This window comes from Hyella patelloides LEGE 07179, assembly GCF_900659865.1.
Classification (GTDB): Bacteria; Cyanobacteriota; Cyanobacteriia; order Cyanobacteriales; family Xenococcaceae; genus Hyella; species Hyella patelloides.
In genome coordinates this window covers 1-25,043 of record NZ_LR214361.1, presented here as the reverse complement: position 1 = coordinate 25,043, position 25,043 = coordinate 1, and the positions used below count along the sequence as shown (strand labels likewise).

Annotated in this window: 12 protein-coding genes; all 12 read left to right on the top strand. The window is 41.1% G+C overall.

Annotated features, from left to right (window positions below; translation table 11 throughout):
* Window positions 1-25: 25 nt before the first annotated feature.
* The 12 genes from H1P_RS33775 to H1P_RS33720 all read left to right on the top strand — a co-directional run bounded on the left by H1P_RS33775 (window position 26) and on the right by H1P_RS33720 (window position 24,957).
* Window positions 26-5,845: a type I polyketide synthase gene (locus H1P_RS33775; RefSeq protein ID WP_144875901.1), complete on the top strand. Its 5,820-nt coding sequence runs from the start codon at window positions 26-28 to the stop codon at window positions 5,843-5,845.
* A gap of 4 nt (window positions 5,846-5,849) precedes the next feature.
* Window positions 5,850-10,508 carry a non-ribosomal peptide synthetase gene (locus H1P_RS33770; protein WP_144875899.1) on the top strand — a complete coding sequence of 1,553 codons (4,659 nt, stop codon included), beginning with the start codon at window positions 5,850-5,852 and terminating at the stop codon, window positions 10,506-10,508.
* A gap of 155 nt (window positions 10,509-10,663) precedes the next feature.
* Entirely contained in the window at window positions 10,664-11,533 is an 870-nt protein-coding gene (locus tag H1P_RS33765) for a TylF/MycF/NovP-related O-methyltransferase (protein WP_144875897.1), read from the top strand.
* A 279-nt stretch (window positions 11,534-11,812) separates the two neighbouring features.
* Window positions 11,813-13,573: an ABC transporter ATP-binding protein gene (locus H1P_RS33760; protein WP_144875894.1), complete on the top strand. Its 1,761-nt coding sequence runs from the start codon at window positions 11,813-11,815 to the stop codon at window positions 13,571-13,573.
* A 16-nt stretch (window positions 13,574-13,589) separates the two neighbouring features.
* On the top strand, window positions 13,590-15,347 hold the full coding sequence (locus H1P_RS33755) for an ABC transporter ATP-binding protein (protein WP_144875892.1): 1,758 nt from the start codon (window positions 13,590-13,592) through the stop codon (window positions 15,345-15,347).
* A 68-nt stretch (window positions 15,348-15,415) separates the two neighbouring features.
* Complete coding sequence (locus H1P_RS33750; protein WP_222427386.1) at window positions 15,416-16,570, top strand: acyl-CoA dehydrogenase family protein; 1,155 nt, start codon at window positions 15,416-15,418, stop codon at window positions 16,568-16,570.
* 61 nt (window positions 16,571-16,631) lie between these two features.
* Entirely contained in the window at window positions 16,632-17,786 is a 1,155-nt protein-coding gene (locus H1P_RS33745; protein ID WP_222427385.1) for an acyl-CoA dehydrogenase family protein, read from the top strand.
* 8 nt (window positions 17,787-17,794) lie between these two features.
* The gene (locus H1P_RS33740) at window positions 17,795-18,607 is read left to right on the top strand and encodes a class I SAM-dependent methyltransferase (protein WP_144875890.1); all 813 of its coding nucleotides are present in this window, start codon (window positions 17,795-17,797) and stop codon (window positions 18,605-18,607) included.
* Window positions 18,608-18,627: 20 nt separating this feature from the next.
* Window positions 18,628-21,066, top strand: coding sequence for a non-ribosomal peptide synthetase (locus H1P_RS33735; RefSeq protein WP_144875887.1), 2,439 nt, complete (start codon window positions 18,628-18,630; stop codon window positions 21,064-21,066).
* 17 nt (window positions 21,067-21,083) lie between these two features.
* Entirely contained in the window at window positions 21,084-21,848 is a 765-nt protein-coding gene (locus H1P_RS33730) for a thioesterase II family protein (RefSeq protein WP_144875885.1), read from the top strand.
* Window positions 21,849-22,300: 452 nt separating this feature from the next.
* Window positions 22,301-23,392: a helix-turn-helix transcriptional regulator gene (locus H1P_RS33725; RefSeq protein ID WP_144875883.1), complete on the top strand. Its 1,092-nt coding sequence runs from the start codon at window positions 22,301-22,303 to the stop codon at window positions 23,390-23,392.
* A gap of 422 nt (window positions 23,393-23,814) precedes the next feature.
* Window positions 23,815-24,957: a TonB-dependent receptor plug domain-containing protein gene (locus tag H1P_RS33720; RefSeq protein ID WP_144875880.1), complete on the top strand. Its 1,143-nt coding sequence runs from the start codon at window positions 23,815-23,817 to the stop codon at window positions 24,955-24,957.
* Window positions 24,958-25,043 lie beyond the last annotated feature (86 nt).

The window sequence follows — 25,043 nt, the reverse complement described above, 5'->3', positions numbered from 1 at the left end:
ATTAATAAAAAACTAATTTAAAACCATGACCGAAATAAATACTGAGTCAGAAAATTTTAATGATATTGCCATCATTGGTATGGCTGGTCGTTTTCCTGGAGCGAACAATTTAGAACAGTTTTGGCAAAATTTAGTTGACGGAGTGGAATCAATTACCTTTTTTGCGGAAGAGGAATCTGCCGAATCAAAAATTGACCCAAATTCCCTGAACAATCCTAATTATGTTAAAGCCGAACCGATCTTAGAAGATATCGAGCTGTTTGATGCGAGCTTTTTTAACTACAGTCATAAACAGGCTGAAGTTACGAGTCCAGAAGTACGCTTGATGTTGGAATGTGCTTGGTCAGCCCTAGAGAATGCGGGTTATGCCTCAGATGATTATCCTGGTTCGATTGGCGTTTTTGCTGGGAGTAACGTTAGTAACTATTTAGCTGCCACCAACCAAAGTAAGCTGATACCTTTATCCATGAGAGGGTTTGAAACTTATTTGGGTAATGACCTGAATTACTTAGCGACCCAAATTTCTTATCATCTTAATCTTAAAGGCCCTAGTATGATGGTGCAAACCGCTTGCTCCACATCATTAGTAGCTATCCATGTGGCTAATCAAAGTTTGCTCAACGGAGAATGCGATATTGCCTTAGCGGGAGCGGTTAACCTCATGCTGCCCCAGAAAAGAGGCTATCTTTATCAGGAAGGGGGAATATTTTCCTCTGATGGACACTGTAAAGCTTTTGGCTTAGATTCTCAGGGAACACTTCCTGGAAGTGGTTTAGGCATAGTGGTCTTAAAACGTTTAGAAGATGCTCTAGCAGACGGAGACGCAATTCGTGCCGTAATTAAGAGTTCAGCAATTAACAATGATGGTGCAGTTAAGGTGGGCTATACAGCCCCTAGTTTAGATGGTCAGGCAGCAGTAGTAGCCGATGCATTAGCGATCGCCAATATCGAACCCCAGGAAATTAGCTATATTGAAGCCCATGGCACGGGGACTAGTCTAGGAGATCCCATTGAAATTCAATCTTTGACGGAGGTTTTTCGTACTAGTACATCAGAAAAAGGTTTTTGTGGCATTGGTTCGGTAAAAAGTAATCTAGGACACTTGGGTGTAGCTGCGGGGATGCCCAGTGTCATCAAAACAGTTTTGGCATTGGAAAATGAATTGATTCCCCCCAGTCTCCATTGTGAACAGACCAATCCCCAGATTGATTTTGTTAATAGTCCCTTCTATGTCAATCACCAGCTGACACCCTGGAAAACTAATGGTAGTGTGCGACGGGCTGGGGTTAGTTCCCTAGGGGTAGGTGGCACTAATTCCCACCTAATTATTGAGGAAGCACCCCAAAGACAAAGTACAGCAAGTAGCAGTCCCTCAACGAATAACCCTTACCAAATTTTAATGCTGTCGGCAAAAACGGCTAAGGCTCTAGAGCGCGCTACCGATAATTTGATTAACCATTTAAAAGCCCATCCAGAACTAGATTTAGGGGATGTAGCTTACAGTCTTCAGGTTGGTCGCCGTCATTTCAAACATCGTCGCTTTATCTTGTGTCAAAGTATTGCTGATGCCATCTCTGCTGGCAAAGAACCAGGAACACCAAGAATTTCAACTCAAACCAGAAAACTCCATCCCCCTGGAGTAGTGATGATGTTTTCGGGACAGGGTTCTCAATATGTCAATATGACCAGAGAACTCTACGAATTAGAACCCTATTTTAAACAGCAGATCCACCGTTGTGGGGAAATTTTACAACCCCATCTAGATTTAGATATACGCACCATTCTCTATCCTGAAGATAGCCAAATTAAAGCAGCCAAGGCACAACTAGAACAAACAGCGATCGCTCAACCAGCTATATTTGTGATTGAATATGCTCTGGCGCAACTCTGGATGCAATGGGGCATTATGCCTCAAGCAATGGTCGGTCATAGTATTGGGGAATATGTTGCTGCTACCCTAGCGGGGGTATTTAGTCTAGAAGATGCTTTGGCTTTAGTGACTGCTAGAGGAAAATTAATGCAACAGCAGCCTCATGGTAGTATGTTGTCTGTTCCCCTCAGTTCAGAGCAAGTAACTTCTTATCTAACTACCGATTTAGCTTTGGCGGTGATTAATGGGGTTGATTCTTGCGTTGTTTCTGGTCAGACAGAAGCGATCGCAAATTTAGCTGCTGAGTTACAGTCTAAAGGAATTAATAGTCGTCTGCTCCACACTTCCCATGGCTTCCATTCGCCAATGATGGACGGGATGATTGAACCTTTCAAACAACAATTTTCTGAGATAACCCTGCACCCTCCCCAAATTCCCTACTTATCTAATTTAACGGGGACGTGGATTAAGCCTGAAGAAGCTACCGATCCTAATTATTGGGCAGCTCATTTAAGACAGACAGTTCGCTTTAGTGATAATTTACAACATCTTTGTCAAGAAGCTAATCAAATCTTACTGGAAGTGGGAGCAGGTCGTACCTTAAGTAAACTTGCCAAACAGCATCCACAAAAGCAATCAGAACAATTAATTTTAACCTCCGTCCGTCATCCTCAAGAAGAGGGAAGTGATATCAGATTTCTCTGGCAGACAGTGGGTAAACTATGGCTAGCAGGGGTCAAAATTGATTGGTCAGAATTTCAGGTCGCTCAACAGCGATTTCGCCTACCTCTTCCCACCTATCCCTTTGAACGGCAGCGTTATTGGTTAGAACCAGCAGAAGGAGATTCTAAGGTTGTAATGCTCCCAACTCATTTACCACAGCCCAGTTTAGAAGAGCTTTGGCAACCTTTAATGGAGGCAGGTCAACTTCAATCTCGCCAGGGGATCTCCAAATTTGACGAAGAGAGCTATATTGAAAATTTTCCCTCAATGGATAGAGTGTGTCTGGCTTATATTAAGCTAACGTTCCGAGAGCTAGGGGTGTGGCAAGATTCAGCGAAATCCTATTCGGAAACAGAATTATTTAACCAAGCTCAAATTGCTCCTTCTTATCAACAGTTAATGGCTCGTTGGCTAGATATTTTAGTAGCTAAGGGACATTTGCAACATACCAACGGAGTTTATAGCCATTTGGCTGAATGCTCCAAGGATGATTTGACGGAAATGCTGGCAGAATTTCAAACTAGATGGATTAAATTCCCACAAATGATTGAGCTTACTCAACAGTGTGGTGAAAATTTAGCTGCCGTAATAGCGGGCAAAAAAGAACCCCTAGAAATTTTTAATGGTTTAGTTTATCAGCAGGGTAAAAATGCTAATCCTGAGATGCCTTTATTCGCTTACTATAGTGCGATTATGCGTGCTAGTTTAAAGCAATTGGTAAATTCATTACCAGAGACTACCCAATTAAGAATTCTCGAAGTTGGTGGAGGACAAGGATTAGCTACTACAGATTTGCTGCCCATTTTGCCAGTCGATCAAACAAAATATACTTTTACCGATATTGGTAATTGGTTTTTAACCCAGGCAAAAAGCAAATTCAGCGATTATCCTTTCTTGGAATATAAATTACTGGATCTAGCAAATCCACCTCAAGACCAAGGCTTTGAATCCGATCGATTCGATGTGGTGATAGCAGCTAATGTACTCCACGTTCCTGATAATTTAGATCGTACCTTAGAGCATATTCGTTCTTTATTAGCTCCTGGGGGAATTGTCTTAATTTGGGAAATTACAACTCCCTTATTATTCTTTGATATTACCTCTGGCTTGTTGATGAAACCTCTAACAGATCAACAACGTAGTCGAGGCAACCCCTTCTTGACTAGTCAACAATGGCAAGCCAAACTTGCTGAGAAGGGTTTTAGTCAAGTAGCAGCTTGTCCTGATTCAGACGCTCTGGGACAGCATATTTTGATTGCCAGAGCGGATAATAAAGAAGATTCATCAATCTCTTCTGCCTTTACTATCCCCATTGTCAATCCAGCAGTGGCACAAAGATTAAATGCCCTCTCAGAAGAGAAAAAACCGAATGTTACTGATTGGTTTTATACTCCCTCTTGGCAGCGATCGCCTTTAGCTCCCGTTAACAAAAGTCAAACCGCCCAAAATTCCCTTACTTACTTAATTTTCGCAGATAATAGGGGATTTACCGAGCAAATAACATCACGAATCACCAACCAGAGCGAGGATTTTATTACCGTTAAGGAGGGTGCAGAATTTAGCTGTCAGTCTCCTGGGCAATATACTCTCAATCCTCAGTGTAAGGAAGATTATCAGCGTTTGATTCGAGAACTTAAGGAGACTGGATCTATACCCAGTAAAATCCTTCATTGTTGGCAGCTTAATAATTCTCAGACCGAGGTACTCAACTGGGAAAAAACGGAGCAAAATCAATATTTAGGCTTTTATAGCTTACTATTTCTCACTCAAGCTTTAGCAAAAGAGAATTTAACCTCAGAACTGCAAATTTCAGCTATTTCTCAGGGTATACAGGAAGTAATTGGCACAGAAGCGAGCGACCCTGCTAAGGCAACAATTTTAGGGGCAATTAAAACCATTCCCCAAGAATACTCTCATATCTACTGTCGCAGTATCGATCTCGATCTAGTTGATAGTCTTTCTACTAACCTGATTGACAAGATTATCACTGAACTTCATAGTCCAGTTTTAGAACCAATAATTGCCTATCGTAATGGTCGTCGTTGGAGAGAAACTTTTGCCCCCCTCAAACTAGAAGCACCAACCAAAGAAAACCTTGCTTTTAAATCTCAGGGTGTTTATCTAATTGTAGGTGGATTGGGCAGTCTGGGGTTAGTTATTGCCGAACACTTAGCTACTAATTACCAGAGTAAACTGATTCTGACTGGTCGTTCCACCTTCCCTGCTAGGGAAGATTGGCAACAATGGTTAGCAAGCCATAGCGAACAAGAGCCTACAGCTCGCAAAATTCGCCAAGTACAAAAATTAGAAGATTTAGGAGCAGAAGTTTTTCTGGCTAGTGCTGATGTTGCCGATGCTGAAGCAATGAAAGAGGCGATCGATCGGGCTGAATCCCGTTTTGGTCAGCTTAATGGAGTAATTCACGCAGTAGCTACTGATTCTTTAGAAATTTTCCGACCAATTACCGAAGCAACTGAATTTGACTGTCAGCAGCAGTTTCAGGGTAAAGTTAAGGGGTTACTGGTTTTAGAAGCAATCTTAAAGTCTCGTCAGTTAGATTTTTGCCTTTTAGTTTCTTCTTTGGCTTCCTTCTTTGGTGGTGTGGGACATACTGCTTATTCCGCAGCCAATATCTTTTTAGATAGCTTTGTTCAAAAACAGCATCAAGCTAATTTTCCCTGGTTAAGTGTTAACTGGGATGGCAGAGTACCCACTAGCCAAGATGTAGTTAGTGCGGAACTAACAGTTACTCCTCCTGAAGATATTGAGATTTTAAATCGAGTTCTAGCTTGGTCAGAATTTAATCGTTTAGTGGTTTCTAGCAAAAATCTTCAACCGAGAATCGATCGCTGGCAACAGTTACAAATTCCACCAGAGTCATTAGCAGCAACCCAGAGTCCACCTGCTAAGACAGAAACCAGCTATACCCGACCAGAATTAGAAACAGACTATGTTGCTCCCAAAACAGAAACCGAACAAAAATTAGCCAAAATCTGGCAGTCAGCCATGGGAGTTGAACGGGTTGGTATTTATGACAATTTCTTTGAATTGGGGGGAGATTCCCTAGTGGGCATTCAAGTGATTGCTCAGATTCGCGAAACATTTCAAATCGATCTGCCCATGACCATTTTGTTTGAAACTCTAACTGTAGTGGGTATTGGAGAACATATTGACAGTACTTATCAAATATCTGCCCAACGCCAGGCTGCTCTCAGCCATAAATCCAACGAACGAGAAGAAATAGAAATTTAATTCTATGAAAAGTTCTATGAAACCAGTTTCCGAATTTTTAGCCGAACTGAGCGATCGCGATATTCAAATTTATGCCCAAGGCGATCGCCTACGTTGTAATGCTCCTAAAGAGGGATTGACTCCCGATATACAAGCTGATATTAAGGCGCGTAAGGGGGAAATTCTTCAGTTTCTCCGACAGATAGATTCTGGATATGACCTCCAGGAGATTTGTCAGCCCCTACCGCAGATAGTAACTAAACCCCAGGAACGCTATCAACCCTTTCCCTTAACAGAAATTCAACAGGCTTATCTGATTGGTCGAGATGATAGTTTCGACCTCAGCAATGTTTCTACCCATGTCTATGCAGAGATTGATGTTACCGCCCTCGATCCAGGTAAATTTCAACAGGCTTGGCAATATCTGATCGATAAGCATGAGATGATGCGGGCGATTATGAATTCTGAAGGACAACAGCAAATTTTAGAGGAAGTCCCCGACTATCAAATTGAAGTTTTAGACCTACTAACAACTGCACCCGAAGTTGCTACGGAGCAATTAACCGCCCTGCGAGAACGTCTTTCCCATCAGTTACTACCTACAGACACTTGGCCTCTATTTGAAGTCCGCAGCGCCTTGTTACCAGAAAATAAAACCAGGTTGTTTATCAGTATCGATCTCTTAATTGCTGATGCTTGGAGTCTGGAACTAATTGTGCGCGAGTTGGTAGATTACCTTCGGGACGATCAGCCTCAAGCAGCACAGGGGCTAGAATTATCTTTTCGCGACTATGTTTTGGCAGAAAAAGAACTAGAAAATTCTGCCGTCTATCAGCGATCGCAAGAGTATTGGCGACAGCGTTTGTCGACTCTCCCACCTTCCCCCGAACTACCTCTAGGCAGTAGTTTATCGGAAATACAACGTCCTCGCTTCGTCCATCGCAGCCGAAAGATAGCCCCTGAATTATGGCAACGTCTGCGACAAAGAGGTTTTCAAGCTAATTTAACTCCTTCTTCGATTATCTTGGCTGCTTTTAGTGAGGTGTTAGCTGCTTGGAGTAAAAGTCCTCAATTTACCCTCAATATTACCCTATTTAAACGACTCCCCTTACATCAAGATGTCAATCGTCTGGTGGGAGATTTTACCTCCTTGGATTTATTAGCGGTAGATAATTCGGGAGCAGAATCTTTCGTCACCAGAGCCCAAAAAATTCAAATGCAACTTTGGCAAGATTTAGATCATCGCTATGTCAGTGGCATGAAAGTGTTGCGAGATATTGCCCACGCCCAAAAAAGATACTCAGGGGCATTAATGCCCGTAGTCTATACCAGCACCCTAACTAACGATAGTCTGAATCGCGATCGCTTTGCAGGTAGTTCTAATACGGAAAGTGCCTCGATCTATGAACTAGGAGAAGTAGTTTATAGTCTCAGTCAAACTCCCCAAATATATTTAGATCATCAAGTCCTTGAAGAACAGGGGGCGTTGATTTTAAATTGGGATGCGGTGGATGAAGTTTTTCCCCCTGGTTTGCTAGATGAAATGTTTGCTACCTACGGAGATTTTATTGAAGCTCTAGGGACTAGAGAAGAACTTTGGCAAGCTAATCCGCAACAAATCATGGAGCAGCTTTTACCGCCACAGCAGGTCGAGTTAATCCAGAAGGTTAACAATAACAATACAGCAACTAAATTTGACCAACGTTCACCTCTACTCCATAGTCTATTTTTTGAGCGAGTTAAACATCAACCAGAACAAACTGCGGTCATTGCTGGGGATATCTCTTTAAGTTATCAAGAATTGAGCGATCGCGCCATTGATTTAGGCAAACAGCTAAGAGACTTGGGCGCAACTCCTAACCAACTGGTAGCAGTGGTAATGGAAAAAGGTTGGGAGCAAGTAGTAGCTGTACTAGGGATTCTCGCTTCTGGTGCAGCTTATCTCCCTATAGACCCTAGTTTGCCCGCAGAACGTCGTGAATATCTCTTAAAACAGGGAGAAGTCAAGATTGTCTTGACTCAAGGAAAAAGCGATCGCGCTTTAGAATGGTCACTAGGACTTAAACGTATTTGCGTTGACCACCAGGGATTAGAAAATACAGATATCACACCCTTAGAGCCAATTCAAAAAACATCTGATTTGGCTTATGTTATCTATACTTCGGGTTCTACGGGTACGCCCAAGGGAGTGGCGATCGCCCATCGCGGAGTAGTTAATACTATTCTCGATATAAATCAACGCTATCAAATCGATCGCCAGGTTCGAGTATTGGCTCTCTCATCCCTTAGTTTCGATTTATCTGTTTACGATATCTTTGGCACTTTAGCTGCGGGGGGAACAATTGTTATTCCTGATGCTACCAATATTAAAGATCCGACCCATTGGGCTGATTTAATCACAAAGTACCAGATTACCCTCTGGAATTCAGTACCAGCTTTGATGCAGATGTTAGTTGAATATGCTGAATTTCATCCTGAAATAGCAATTAGTACCCTGGAATTAGTTTTGCTTAGTGGAGATTGGATTCCTTTGAGTTTACCGCCCAAAATTAAAAATCTCAATGGTGGGACGCAAGTCATCAGTCTGGGAGGAGCAACGGAAGCTTCGATCTGGTCAATACTTTATGAAATTGCTGATATCGATCCTAATTGGCAGAGCATTCCTTATGGTCAGCCCATGGCTAATCAGCGTTTTTATGTTCTCAATGAAATGTTAGCTACCTGTCCAGTCTGGGTACCAGGAACTTTGTATATTGGCGGGATAGGTCTAGCACAGGGGTATTGGCAAGATGAGTCGAAAACTAACAACAGTTTTATAATTCATCCCGTTACTCAGGAACGACTCTATAACACGGGAGACTTAGGTTATTATCAGCCTGATGGTCAAATTATATTTCTAGGTCGCTCTGACTCTCAGGTCAAAGTACAGGGTTACCGCATTGAGTTGGGAGAAATTGAAACAACCCTAGAACAAATACCTGCCGTTAAACAAGCTGTGGTCTTGGCTAGGGAAGAAAACCAGCACGAAAAACGATTGGTAGCCTATATTGTTCCCAATCAAACAACGATTACCCCCACCCAACTGAGTCAACAGCTACAGCAAAAACTACCAGACTATATGGTGCCATCGAGCTTTGTATTGCTTGATAGTCTTCCTCTAACCGCCAATGGCAAAATAGATCGCCAGAATCTACCAGAACCCGTCCCAGAAACTATTCCCACAGACACAGATGTTTCAGGAACAGATAATGCGATCGCCCAAGAGATTTCTCAACTAGTAGCCAGTGTACTCAAAGTCGAACATATAGATCTCAATGCCAATCTCCTAGATTTAGGGGCTAATTCTTTAGATATTGCCAGAATAGCTAATCTCATGGAACAAAAGTTCCAATATCGTCTGCAAATTAAGGATTTGTATCGTCTTTCCAGCGTGAGGGCATTAGCTCAAGATCGCGATCGCCGTTTACATCCAGAAACTAATTCTTCTCTAATAGAAGAATTAGTTTCAATTGCCCACAAAGCAACTACAACAGAATTAGCTTCAGAAGCAGTTTTAGAGCTAGATATTATCCCCAGTTCTCTGAAAGATAGACCAATCAGTAACCCTAATGCTATCTTTCTAACTGGAGCAACTGGTTTTCTGGGAATTTATTTACTCTATGAGCTTTTAGTTCAAACTCAAGCCCAGATTTTTTGTTTAGTTCGTGCTGCTAATCTAGAGGCTGCAAAACAGCGATTACAAAACAAGCTTAAGGACTATCAGCTTTGGCAAGAGGAGTTTGATTCTCGAATTGTTCCCCTTATAGGCGATCTATCTCAACCCAATCTCGGTTTATCACCAAAGCAATTTGACCAACTATGTCAATCGATTGATGTGATTTATCATAATGGAGCAGTAGTTAATCTTCTCTATTCCTACAATGCCTTAAAAGCATCTAATGTTTTGGGAACTCAAGAAATACTCAAAATTGCCAGTACAAGCAAAATTAAACCCGTTCACTATATTTCTACTATTGGTATATTTCTTTCAGCTAATGATGCAGATAAAATAATCTACGAAACAGATAGCATCGATAGTGTAGAGATTGTTGAAGGTGGCTATGCTCAAAGTAAATGGGTAGCCGAAAAATTAGTCACTCTTGCTGCTCAAAAAGGTCTTCCCGTGACTATTTATCGACCAGGAACAATTACGGGACACAGTATTACGGGGATATCTAGTACCCAAGATTGGCTGTCTTTATTGCTGATAAGCTGTCTGCAAACTGGAATGATACCTTTAAGAGACGTGACGATCGCTTTTACTCCTGTTGATTATGTTAGTCGTGGAATTGTTTGTTTATCTCAACAACCAAATGTAGATAATAATAATTATCATTTGCTTAATCCCCAATCTTCTCATTGGAATCAATTACCTGACTTACTAAAATCTCTGGGTTATCCACTCAAACAAGTAACTTTTGACCAATGGAGCGAGCAGATAAATCGCACTAATGGCGAATCTGCAATGGACTCCATCAAAAACCTTTTACCCTCCCTAAAATATCACAGTAGTAATTCAGGTAAGATACAATTTGACTCCCAAAACGCAGTCCGAGAACTAGCTAAATACGGTCTAGTATGTCCTTCCTCTACTCGTCATTTACTGAATTCCCAGCTAGCTTATTTTAAGCGCAGTAGTTCTTAAGACCCACCATCAAAGAAAAACCCGCAGGAATTAACAATTAGTTAATAAATCAAAGTTCGATCGTGGAGGATAATTAAGAAGAATTCTCATCAATTAAAGTTTCTTTTCTTTCAATCTCGCTACACAAATTTCACTTTGTAAATACTGGTAAAGTCATGCAGAACTATACTTCATTACTAGAAAAAACACCGACCACAAATACCTCTACTAGCTTATATCTAGACTTGATGAAGCGATGCGTAACAGATTGGATCTACCTAGATTCCAAAGTAGATAGTAATATTCCTTTCTTCACAGCCATTAAAGTTTTAATCTTTGCCCTTAGACGAGGCAAAAATCCTCTGGAATGGTTAAATGACTTTGGAGCTGAAAATATTGTTGAGAAAAATCGCATCGGAGGGGAAACCCCTTTTCCTGGTAGAGCGCATACTATGATTGGTTTCAAACGCTTAGACACCCTACAAAAATGTGTTGAAGATGTTTTGGAAAATGATATTCCAGGGGATTTTCTAGAAGCTGGAGTCTGGCGTGGTGGTGCGTGTATCTTTATGCGAGCTATTTTGCAAGCTTATGGCATCAAAGATCGTCAGATATGGGTTGCAGACTCATTTCAAGGAGTACCAGCCCCCAACGCTAAAAAATATCCCCAGGATGCTGGTTGGTGGTTTCATCTAATTGATGAGGTAGCTGTACCCTTAAAACAAGTAAAAGCTAACTTTTCTCGTTATGGACTGTTGGACGAACAGGTAAAATTTATCAAGGGCTGGTTTAGCGATACATTGCCCAGCGCACCTGTAGAACAATTAGCAGTTATTCGTGCTGATGGAGATTTGTACGAATCAACGATGGATATTTTAACCAATCTCTATCCCAAACTTTCCGTTGGTGGTTACGTAATTATCGATGACTATGGCATAGTAGATGCTTGTCAAAAAGCGGTGGATGATTTCCGTCAGGCAAATGGGATTGAAGACGAATTAATTTCAACTGATGGCTACGAACACTACTGGAAAAAAACCAAGTAGACCTTATCTAGTCCAAAACTAGTAGTTTTTAGTTCGAGCAAATCGCGCGTCGATAGAGTTTAACCAAAGAAAATCCTGAAAAAAATAACAAATACAACTAAGTAGGTAAGCAAAATTATTTGTACATTAATGAAGTGTCCTCACATTCATCTTTCCCCCCCCCCGCTCCCCTGCTTCCCCTGCTCCCTCTGCTATGCCAAAATACACAATTAATTATGCCCAGGTACTTACTCTATCTCCCTACCATCAATCGCACAAATCAATTAAACCCATCTACTTATGAGCAATCATTCTGTCAGTATTTTGTCTCTGCTAGCCCCCCATCGAAGGAAAGTAATTACAGCGGTGACGCTTCAATTTCTAGCAACGGCTTTGGGTTTAATTCCTTTTATCCTGGTATATCTGATTGCCAAACTGCTTCTGAGTCCACCTGTAGAGCAAGGTTATATCTGGCAACTTGCGATCGCAAGTTTGATTGCCATTATCTGTAAATGGATTCTTTCGGGTATTGCTGGCTCATTTGCTCATATTACGGCTTATAATGTCCTTTATGACCTGCGCTTGCAACTATCGGAAAAATTAGGCTCTCTTTCTCTGGGCTACTTCAATTCTCGTTCTACAGGAGCGTTGAAAAAAGTCATGAATGAAGATGTCGAGCATTTAGAACTAACTATTGCTCATGGTATCCCTGAAGGGACGGGAACGATCGCTACTTTTTTGTTGACGACCATTTATCTATTTACTGTAGATTGGCGCATGACTCTAGCAGCCTTAGCTGGTTTACCAGTAGCTATCTTGTCTCAGCAGTTAATGTTTAAATCTTTACAGCCATTTATGACAGGCTACTTTGCATCCCAGGATCGGATGAACTCCACTATCGTTGAGTATATCCAAGGAATGCCTGTGATTAAAGCCTTTACTCAAACAACGGAATCCTTTGGCAAATATCAAAATTCAGTCAGGGAATATCACGAATTTGAGGAAAAATGGACAAAGGTATCCTTAATTCCCTGGACGCTGTTTACCATGAGCATTCCTTTTAGTTTATTGGTAATGCTACCTGTAGGGGTTTGGTTGTTAGAAAAAGGAAGCCTGTCCATTCCTACTTTTATTCTCTTTCTGTTGCTGGGCTTGGGTATGACTAAACCCCTAGTCAAACTGATAGAATCTAGCGATGTTTATCTCAAAACCCAAGAAGGATTAACCCGCATTGCTGCCATCTTAGACGAACCTGCCATAACTCAACCAAAACAGTCAGAGATTCCTAATGGTTTGGCGATCGCATTTCAGGATGTTTCTTTTGGCTATGAGGACAAACAAGTTATTCATAATCTTGATTTAGTGATTCCTCAAGGAAAAATTACTGCTTTAGTTGGGCCATCTGGTTCGGGAAAAAGTACCATTGCTAAGTTGATTGCCAGATTTTGGGAAATCGATTCAGGAAAGATTACCCTTGGTGGTGTTGAGCTAAGAAACCTAACTACAGAATATCTCATGTCTCAACTAGCTTTTGTCTTCCAGGATGTATTGCTGTTTAACGAGACTATTTATGAAAATATCCGTATGGGTAAGCCCAATGCCACTAACGAAGAGGTGATTGCAGCAGCAAAGATAGCCCGTTGTCATGAGTTTATTAGCACCATGCCTGATGGTTATGAAACAAGTATTGGGGAAAGAGGTGCAAAATTAAGCGGGGGACAAAAACAACGTATTTCTATTGCCCGTGCCATCCTCAAAGATGCACCAATCGTTATTTTAGATGAAGCAACCGCTTTTATCGATCCTGAGAATGAATCCATAATTCAACAAGCTATTTCTGCATTGGTTCAAAATAAAACTCTGTTAATTATTGCTCACCGTTTGTCAACCATCGCTGAAGCAGATTCCATTGTCGTTTTGGATCGAGGTCACATTGTCGCTCAAGGAAAGCATCAAGAACTACTGGCTCAGTGCGAACTTTACCATCATATGTGGTTGGCTCACGTAGCAGCCCAAGGCTGGACATTTGAAGGACAAGAAACTTTAGCAGTTGGCAATTAGAGAAGGCACATAAACTATGATTAAAGACTTATTTGAGATTGCAGGGGACAGGAAACCTCAACTAATTCAGGGAACGATTTTATATACAATTGCTTCTTTGTTTGAAGCAGCCCCCTATATTTTTCTCTATCTAATTCTGGATGGATTATTTGCAGAAACGTTAGATTTAAAACGAGCAGTTTGGCTATTTAGCACCTTGGGTATCTGTATACTTTTGCAGGGGATATTTCTTTACTGGGCTAATCGTCAGATTTACATTACTAGTTTTCGACTGATTGGGGACTTACGTTTACAGCTAGGCAACCATATTCGTAAGCTACCGATGGGCTTTTTTAATAACAGACAAATTGGGGATTTAAACGGTTTGGTTAGCAATGATATGACCAAGATCGAGTCAATTCCTTCTTGGGTTTATCCGAAGATTGTTAGTGCGATCGCAACTTCTATATTTATAGCTCTTTTCTTACTGGCGATCGACTGGCGTTTAACTCTGGCTACTCTGGCTGGTGTCCCCTTAGCTCTATTTATCTATGTCAAAGGTCAAAAATTACTCCAGCAGTTAACTGAAATTGAAAAACGGGCTGTGGTAGAGGCTAATTCGCGAATTATTGAATATATCCAAGGTATAGCAGTAATTAAAGCTTTTAATCAAACTGGAGCTAAATTTAACAAGTTAGAAAATGCTTTAAATGATTATAAAGAAGCTAATCTGGGACTTTCTACTAAACTAGTAGTTCCTGCTATGGTTTTCGCTGGAGTTTTAGATTTAGGATTTGTACTGATTATTTTTGTAGGTACTTATTTACTATTTGATGGGGAATTAACCGTTTCCACCTTGCTCTTATTTTTGGTAGTAGCATTGCGCTTTTATGCCCCACTCTACAGCTTATTTGAATTTTCTGCTTTAACGCGGATGATGAATGCTGCTTTAGGTAGGGTAAGAGAAGTCCTCAATACTCCCCCATTAACAGAACCCGATCTCCCATCAGAAGAACTACAAAAATTTGATATTGAATTTGAGCGCGTTTCTTTTGCTTACGAAGAAACTCCCGTACTGCAAGATCTTAGCTTTCACGTTCCTGAAAAAACTATTACTGCTCTAGTTGGTGCTTCTGGTTCGGGAAAAACTACGATTACTAATTTAATTGCTCGTTTTTGGGATACTACTGCGGGGGAAATTTTTATTGGAGGTGTCAACATTAAACATCTACCAACAGATCGACTTTTATCTAATATCAGTATGGTGTTTCAAAATGTCTATCTATTTAATGACACCATCCTTAATAACATCAAATTTGGTAAAGCGGATGCCTCTTTTGAAGCAGCAGTAGAAGCAGCCAAAGCAGCCCAATGCCATGAATTTATTATTCAATTACCCCAGGGCTACAATACTATTGTTGGTGAAGGAGGCGCAACTCTTTCGGGGGGAGAAAAACAACGTATTGCGATCGCCCGTGCCATTCTGAAGGATGCGCCAATTGTTCTTTTGGATGAAGCTACCGCTTCAGTCGATCCCGAAAATGAAATTTTGCTTCAGCAAGCAATCAACTCTTTGGTAGAGTCTAAAACATTAATCATTATTGCTCATCAGCTAGCAACTATTACAAAAGCACAGCAAATTCTGGTAATTGATGATGGTCGCATAGTACAAAGAGGCAAACATGAAGAACTAGTTGCCGACTCTAATGGTAAATATCATCAACTTTGGGCTTCCAGACAAAAAGCACGCAGTTGGAAATTAGCTCAACCAGACTTATCAACTATCAAGAATTAACGTTTAATTTAATTCCCATTAGTTGTAATTAATCATCACATAATCACTTTGAAAAAACTTGTTTTACTATGAGTATGAATTTTGCTTGGTCGCCAGAGCAAATTGCCTTTTACAAGTCAGTAGTCAACTTTGCCCAACAAGAATTAAATCAAGACTTAATCGAGAAAGACAAATCTAGTCAGTTTAACCAAACAGGCTGGGATAAATGTGCCGAATTTGGGGTTTTAGGCTGGTCTATTCCCCAAGAATATGGAGGTCAAGGTAACGATCCTTTGACCACAATTCTGGGTTTAGAAGCTTTAGGTTACGGTTGTCGCGATAATGGATTGGTCTTCTCAATCAACAATCATCTTTGGAGTTGTGCCGTTTCCATCCTCAACTTTGGCACCCAAGCCCAAAAACAAAAATATTTACCTGCTCTCTGTCAAGGAAAATCTATCGGGGGACACGCCCTAACTGAACCAAATTCAGGTTCTGCTGCCTTTGATATGCAAACTGAGGCAGTTCTTCAAGAAGACTATTACATTTTAAACGGTACTAAAACCTTTATTAGTAATGCCCCTCTAGGTGATGTTTATATTACTTTTGCCCGTACCAACCCAGATCTAGGAATTCAACAGGGTATATCTGCCTTTATTATTGATAAAAATCTCCCTGGTTTGACAATTGAAAAAGAATGGTCAAAATCAGGACTCCGTACTGCACCAATGGGAGAATTGGTATTTCAAGATTGTAAAGTTCCAGTCGATCGCTGTTTGGGGAAAGAAGGTAAAGGATATAACATTTTTCAATCTACCATTGGCTGGGAGAGAAGCTTTTTGTTTGCCAGTAACGTAGGCATAATGGAAAGGATTTTAGATCAATGTGTTAAATATGCCCGCAAACGCCGTCAATTCGGTCAACATATTGGTTCTTTTCAGGCTGTATCCCATAAAATAGCCGAAATGAAAATGAGATTGGAGTTGGCTAAATTGATGATCTACAAGATTGGCTGGCTAAAAAAAGAAGGCAAACGGGCTTTTTTAGAATCTTCTATTTCTAAAATCTTTATTAGCGAGGGATTAGTCGAAACCTGCCGAGATGCAATTCAGATTCACGGGGCAAAGGGTTATATAACTGATTACGAACTAGAACGAGAGCTTAGAGATTCTATCGCGGGGACAATCTATGCAGGGACATCGGAAATCCATCGTGGTATTATTGCTACTCTTTTAGGACTATGAATACTAAAACTTTAATTGACTTAGGTGAAATACAAGAAACCCTTTCAAAAGTAATTAAATTATGAGTATCAATTTTGCCTGGGACGCAGAGCAACTAGCTTTTCGTCAATCTGTAGTTGACTTTGCCCAACAAGAATTAAATCATGACCTAATCGAAAAGGACAAATCTAGCCAGTTCGATCGAGTAGCTTGGAATAAATGTGCTGAATTTGGGATTTTAGGCTGGTCTATTCCCCAAGAATATGGAGGTCAAGGTAACGATCCTTTAACTGTTATCCTCGGATTAGAAGGGTTAGGTTATGGTTGTCGTGATAATGGATTAGTTTTCGCAATCAACAATCATCTTTGGAGTTGTGTCGTTTCTATCCTCAACTTTGGCACCCAAGCCCAAAAACAAAAATATTTACCCGCTCTCTGTGAGGGCAAATCTATCGGCGGACAGGCTCTAACCGAACCAGATTCAGGATCTGCTGCCTTTGATATGAAAACCGAAGCTGTACGTCACGAGGACTATTATATTTTAAACGGAACAAAGACTTTTGTTAGTAGTGCTCCCGTAGCTGATGTTTATATTGCTTTTGCCCGTACCAACCCAGATCTAGACATTCAAAAAGGTATCTCTACCTTTATTATTGACAAAAATCTCCCTGGTTTGACAATTGAAAAAGAATTGTCACTATCGGGATTGCGTACTTCACCGATGGGGGAATTAGTTTTTCAAGATTGTAAAGTTTCCATCGATCGCTGTTTGGGGAAAGAAGGTCAGGGATATAACATTTTTCAATCTACCATTGGCTGGGAGAGAAGCTTTTTGTTTGCCAGTCATGTGGGCATTATGGAAAGAATTTTAGAGAAATGCGTTAAATATGCTCGCAAACGCCGTCAATTCGGTCAACATATTGGTTCTTTTCAGGCTGTATCCCATAAAATAGCCGAAATGAAAATGAGATTGGAGCTAGCTAAATTGATGATCTACAAGATTGGCTGGCTCAAAAAAGAAGGTAAACGGGCTTTTTTAGAATCTTCTATTTCTAAAATCTTTATTAGTGAAGGATTAGTAAAAACTTGCCGAGATGCGATTCAGATTCACGGAGCAAGGGGTTATATAACTGATTATGAACTAGAACGAGAACTGAGAGATTCTATTGCGGGGACTATCTATGCGGGGACATCGGAAATCCACCGCGGTATTATTGCTACTCTTTTAGGACTGTGAAAATTTCTATGAATACTAAAACTTTAATTGACTTAGGTACAATACAAGAAACCCTCTTAATTACCCTGTGGGCGAGAGCAGAAGAATTTAAACGATCCGATAGCATTATTAGCGATCGCCACTCAGCAGAAATTATTTCAGCAATTGATTATGATTTTACCCGTTTAAACCCCAGCAATAGTACTCAGGTTAGCTGCTGTTTGCGCGGTTGGCTGATGGATAATTGGGTCAAAGATTATTTAGAGCGATATCCTTTTGGGGTTGTCGTAGAATTGGGAGCAGGACTAGATACTCGTTTTGAACGCTTAGATAACGGTACTGTCCGTTGGTTCGATCTCGATTTACCAGACACGATAGCACTGCGCCAACAGTTTTTTACTGAAACTGAACGCCGTAAATTTATTACCGCCTCTGCTTTAGATACTGATTGGTGCGATCTGGTTAAAGAAGTTGCATCAGGACAGCCCTGTCTGTTTATCACTGAAGGAGTTTTGATGTATCTGGCAGAAGAGCAGGTAAAACAACTGTTTGCCAATCTCTTACAACATTTTTCTGGTTCTCAGTTAGCCTTTGATTCCATGTCGCCATTTTTAACCAAACGTGAAGCTCCCCTGAAAAATATGTCCGCCAGATTTAATTGGGGGATTGCAGATATCAAAGAAATTGAAGCTTGGAATTCTAGTTATAAACTACTTGAAGTCAAAAGCTATTGGAATGCTCCAGAGCAATATTTACGACGTTTTTCCTGGTTTAATCGCTTGTTTTTTTCCTTGCCTTGGTTTCGTAATAGCTATCGCCTGGCTTTAGTTAATTTTGTTTAAATTTTTGTTTATCACAAGCCATGATTAATAAATCGCAATTAAATATACCAACCCTGGAGGATAACGAGCTAGATCGGCGATCGCTTTTATATTGGTGCGATCGACTCAATTCCTTATATCCAGCACCAGATTTACCTCTTAATAATAACCCTAATACTCTAGATACTAGTCACAGATTACTCCGCCGTACAAGCGGTGCGACCCTGGCGAGGTTGCCTCGCCCAAGGAACGCGCACCAAGACACGACGGAGCCTGCTGTGACCGTTGGTCAAGTAATTCAATATAGCCAGAAGATAGACCCCAAAACTTGGCTGCAATTGAAACAACGGGGAAAACAAGCGCAGTTGACTCCCCAGATAATTCTCTTGAGCATCTACACTGAAATTTTGACCACCTGGAGCAAAAATCCCTGTTTTACGATTAATGTAGTTGATAATGTCATTAATGGCGATCGCTCGTCTGCTTGGCTTCAAGAGGAGCAAAATAGGGAAGAATATATGGCAACTAGTTTGCTATCGATCGACTATGCCCAATCCCAATCCTTCTTATTACGAGGGAAGCAGATCCAAACCCAACTAGAGCAAAATTCAGAATATCAGTTAGTTAATCTCAATAGTCTCTTAAGGGAGCTGACTACAGAACAAACAGATAAACTAACACCTATCTTAGCTTGCTCTTTTACCTCCATACCTCAGAGCGAATCCACAATTGAACCCTCCCAAAGAATATGGCTACAACTTCAATATGCAGAAAAAGAGGGAACTGTAGAAATTAATTTAAATGCTCTGGAGAATTTATTTCCCCCTGGCATGGTTGCAGATATGCTGGAAGCATACTGTAATCTCCTAAAAAGATTATCAGAGCGGGAGCTAGCTTGGAAAGAAACAACCAGACAGCTAATACCACCAGCCCAACTACAACAGAGGGCAGAAATCAATAACACTACCGCCCCCATCCCTGAAGAAACACTCTACAGTCTATTTATCGAACGGGCAAAACAGCAACCACAAAAAATAGCCCTCGTTACTCCCCAAAAATCCCTGACTTATCAAGAACTATCCCACAGTGCCAGTCAAATTGGTCGTCGTCTCCAAAATTTAGGAATTCGCCCCAAAACCCTAGTAGGGATAGTCATGGAAAAAGGATGGGAGCAAATTGTTGCTGTATTGGGAATTTTAGCTATTGGTGCTGCCTATGTCCCGATTGACCCTGAATTGCCCTCCGAACGTTTGTCATATTTACTAGAAAACAGTGCCACAGATATAGTCCTAACTCAATCCTGGTTAGTAGAAAAGCTGCCCTTACTATCTACTATTCAACACCTATCAATTGACCGAGAAGATTTATCCTCAGACAGCAATTCTCTATTAACTTCCCCAGCCCAACCTGATGACCTAGCATATGTAATTTATACCTCTGGCTCTACAGGACTACCGAAAGGAGTTATGATTAGCCATCGCAATGTGGTTAATGTTGTTATTCACACCAATAAACGTTTTCAAGTAGGTTCGGGCGATCGCATTTTAGCTCTTACAGCCCTTAATCATGACTTGTCGGTCTATGACATCTTTGGTGCTTTGATTGCTGGAGGTACTATAGTTATGCCTAGTGCTGCTGCTGCAAAATTTCCCCGTCACTGGCTGGATTCGATCGGGAAAGAACAGGTAACTCTCTGGAACTCAGTCCCAGCAATGATGGAGATGTTAGTCAACTATCTAGAAATAAAGTCTGAGACATTACCATCAAGCTTACGTTTAGCTATTTTAGGAGGAGATTGGCTACCTATATCTCTAGTCAATCGTCTTAAAGCTTTAGCACCAGAATTGCAAATCCTCAGTATTGGCGGGCCAACTGAAACAACAATCTGGAACATTGGCTATTCGATCCAACAAATCGATCCCACTTGGAAAAGTATTCCCTATGGTCAACCAATGGCTAACTCCAAATACTATATTTTGCAGTCCAATTTAGAAGATTGTCCTGTATGGGTGGCTGGTCAGATGTATTGTGCTGGAGTACAACTAGCCCAGGGTTACTGGCGCAACCCTGAAAAAACTGCTGCTAACTTTATCACCCATCCACGAACAGGGGAAAGAATTTATCGTACTGGTGATTTAGGTCGTTATTTGCCAGGAGGAAACATTGAATTTTTAGGCAGAGCCGATTTTCAAATCAAGCTGCGAGGGTATCGCATTGAAGCAGGAGAAATCGAATCTATACTGACACAACATCCTGCAATCCAAAATGCTGTAGTTACTGTTGGGGGAAAACAGCAACATCAACCCTATCTCGTCGCTTATTTAGTTCCTGCTGACAAGCAAAATCTAGCTACCAAAGAGTTGCAAAACTTCCTCAGTCAAAAACTACCTTCCTACATGGTGCCATCGCGCTTTATTTCTCTGGATACTTTGCCCTTGACTAGTAACAACAAAGTAGATCGTCGCGCACTTTCGATATAATAACAATTTATTTGCTGATGAAAACTATTTCTAACTTTAATTCTTGGATTACCTGTCCGCAACCCAAACCACAAGCCCAATTACGACTTTTTTGCTTTCCCTATGGTGGTGGTAGTGCTTTAAGTTTTCGTACCTGGCTAGATAGCTTGCCTTCAGAGATAGAAGTCTGCCCTATTGAACTGCCTGGGAGAGGATTTCGGATGTTTGAAGCTCCTTATTACCGTCTTGAGCCTCTGATTAAATCTCTGGTTCTAGCCCTCTTACCCAACCTGAATAAGCCATTTGTTTTTTTTGGTCATAGTATGGGTGCATTAATTAGTTATGAGGTGAGTCAATTATTACGTAGCAAATATAATATAGCTCCTCTACATCTATTTGTCTCAGGTCACCGCGCTCCCCATCTCCCCGATTTAAAATCACCCATTCACAATTTACCGCAGTCTGAGTTTATCCAAGCTCTAAGAGATTATAACGGTACACCAGAAGAGGTACTGAACAATGAAGAACTCATGGAACTTTTTTTACCAATCCTGCGAGCAGATTTTTCTCTGATTGAAACTCATGCCTATAGTCTGGCTAAACCTTTGAATTGTCCCATCGATGTTTTTGGTGGCTCAGAAGATTGGACAGTAAATATTGATGAACTAAAAGCTTGGCAAGAACATAGTGAAACTGGTTTTTCACTACAAATGTTTCCTGGAGATCATTTCTTTTTACATTCTGCCGAAACAATATTTTTATCTGCACTGACTCAAAAACTAGAGCAAATCGCAACACTTTAAAACGTATTTTTGCAAGATAACCCCACTATGACTACAGAAATAGCTAGAATCGCTAAAGGTGCAATGATTGGCGAAACTGCTATTTGAACACTTTATATTTTTTCAGTAAACCCCGAAGGAAAACATAGACACTCACTCTCTCAGACTTCCATAGTGTAAGGGTTGTGAGCCGATAGTTTTTTATCAATGTTACCAAAATTCCCCCGAAAGTCAGTACTTTGATACTGTTTTTTAGCGACAAAATAGGGGAATTTTGTACAGCATTTGGGGGCTTCAACAAACTAACTCCAATAGCAACTAAATAGATTACTAAACAATACGAGCATCGCTTCCGCGTCTGTCCTACTTTGTAATAGTTTATTGGACCCCTGAGTATTTTCTCAACTTCGATCGCATATAATGCTAATAAATTTTATTAGTCAACAAAGCTAGGGCTTGTAGTTAGCAACATTATGACGATGCAACTAGCATTAAATAGCTGGGAAGATTGGCTTGTGCCAGGAAGCCCAAGCGATCCACGGCTGCTGCATTCCGAAAATAGCGATCGCATACTTGTCTATCCGTCTCACTTAGGTCAGGGGTACAGGCAAGAAATTTTATTAAGAGATGATTTGAGTCTTGTTGTTATAGATTATGCCCTCGACCGATATTTAACGATCGATCCACTAAGTACGGGCGATTGTCTCAAATTTGAATTTCGACTTGCTGGTTTTGATGCTGGATACAGCTTTATTATTCCTTACTGTGGTTTGAGACAGTTGAGTATTGCGCGTCATCGAAAACGAACTTTTGAGGTTGAAGTGATCTTTAAACGACCAACACTTCTATTCTACTTTCAATCATTTATGGAGCGTCTCTCTCCACAAACATACTGTATTGCCGAGCGGGTTATTAAATCTATATATCGATACCAAGAAGGATATTGCACTTCAAGTACTGCGGTAATGCTCAAGCAGATTTTGCAGAGGGCAAAAAATCCTGATTCTTACCTAGCCTACGAGCAAATTTTGACTGATGCCCTTTACTCTGAGGCGATCTCTCTTGACTATGCAGCCTGTAGTCCAATTACCCCTTTAATGAAACGAGTTATTGGAGAGATACTCAGTTGTCCCTACCAGGGTGCAACTCGCCGTGCTTATTTGGAACAAAAGGCTTTAAAGCTCGTTACTCTTCGCTTAGCAGCAATGATTCAACCGCGCTTGAATGAATCCGATCTAAGCTGCATTTACCAAGCAGAAGCGATCTTGAGAAACCAGAGCGTCAATCCTCCAACCGTAGGGATGCTAGCTCGACAGGTAGGTACGAATCGATTTAAACTCAATCAGGGCTTTCATCAGGTGTATGGAACAACCCCCTTTGGCTACTTACGAGATTTCCGTTTGATACAGGCACGAAAGCTGTTGATGACCTCAGACCTTTCGATTGAAAAAGTTGCAGCCACAGTGGGCTACACCAGTCGCAGTCGCTTTGCCACAGCATTCCGTCACCAATTTGGCATCAACCCTAAAGCGTTTCAGATGCAAGCATGGAGATGCGTTAGTTAAATAAACGGCGTTGCTGATTTGAGGTATGAAATCAATAATGATAAGGTTCGGAGCTTCCGAAGCTCCTAAGACGGGGCGTATCCCCATCTCTTGACAATGTAAACTTTTGAGGAGACCTCAAAAGACAGCCCCTCCTCTAAGCTCTAAGCCTTCTAAAGATTTATAAACAAGCTCTAATTTTTAAAATCATACTTTGATTCAGCAACGTTAAATAAACAAGCTTAAGATAATTTCTCGATTAACAGTCAGAAAAAAATGCGTTTGGGGCGCAAAATCTCTAGGAAGTAATCGGCAATTCCGATAATCTAATCGAGTAATTGAAAATTATTAGCTTTAAGCTCAATATTTAAAATCATGGCAGTAGCTAATATGGTAAACTGCCTGACTTTCAGTTGAGCTTGAACAGTGATGTGAAGAATGCAATGAGAAAGTCGTTAAAAGGTTGGAATCTTTTTCTAATATTAGCCCTAGCTGGTGGACAGATTAATATAGTAGAAGTGGCTGGGGCGCATCCGCAGCGTTTCCCAGAAGCAGAGGAGTTAGGATTAGGGGAGCAGGGGAGCAGGGGAGCAGGGGAGCAGAGGGACAGAGGAGCAGAGGAGCAGAGGAGGCAGAGGAGACGGGGAGACGGGGAGACAAGGGGACTGGGAGATACGGAGATAAGAATTAAGGAAGCTTCTGTAAATAAGGTTTCTGATTTAATGGCTCAAGGGGTTACGAGGGTCACGGGAGTAGAGGTTAATCGGACTGCTAAGGGGTTGGAGCTAATCTTAGAAACGGTAGCAGGAAGTGAAAGATTAGTCCCCTTGATTCTGCCAGAAGGAAACGATCTAGTTATTGAGATTCTGGATGCGACGTTGTCATTTTCGATTAGAAATGGTGTGACAGAACTTAACCCCACGCCAGGAATTACTAGGGTTACGGTTAATAAAGTAAATGAGAATAGTATCCGAGTTAGAATTACAGGAGCAGAGCAAGCACCAAGCGCGGAGGTAGTATCTGGTAGAAATAACTTGGTATTAAGCGTTACGCCTGAAGCTACTACCGCAGATATCGAATCAGATCGATCGATTGAAGTTATTGCTACTGGTGAGGGAGCAGAAGAAAATTATGTTGTTCCCAATGCCACAACTGGCACAAGGACAGACACTCTTATCCGTGACATACCCCAATCGATTCAGGTAATTCCTCAAGAGATACTTGAAGAACAGCAGGTGATTCGCCTAGACGAAGCATTACGTAATGTAAGCGGTGTTACGTTTGGTGGCATAGATATAGGTAGGGGTCTTCGATTTAATATTCGGGGTTTCGATGATGCCCCAGTTCTACGCAATGGCTTTCGACAAATTGGAGTTAGACAAAGCTTTCCCGAAACCGCTAATCTGGAGCAGATTGAGGTACTTAAAGGGCCAGCTTCCGTGTTGTTTGGTGAGATTGAACCAGGGGGTGTAATTAACCTGGTTACTAAGCGACCTCTATCAGAACCTTTTTATAAAATCCAGACTCAGTTTGGCAATCGAGATTTAACCCTCTTATGTCACTTTCCGAGATGGGAATTACAATAGAAGAAATATTTAGAAGCGGATAGGTAGAGAGGGCAATGGATGTAGAATTGCAGATTCTTAAACATTTAAAGCGATCGCCAACACCG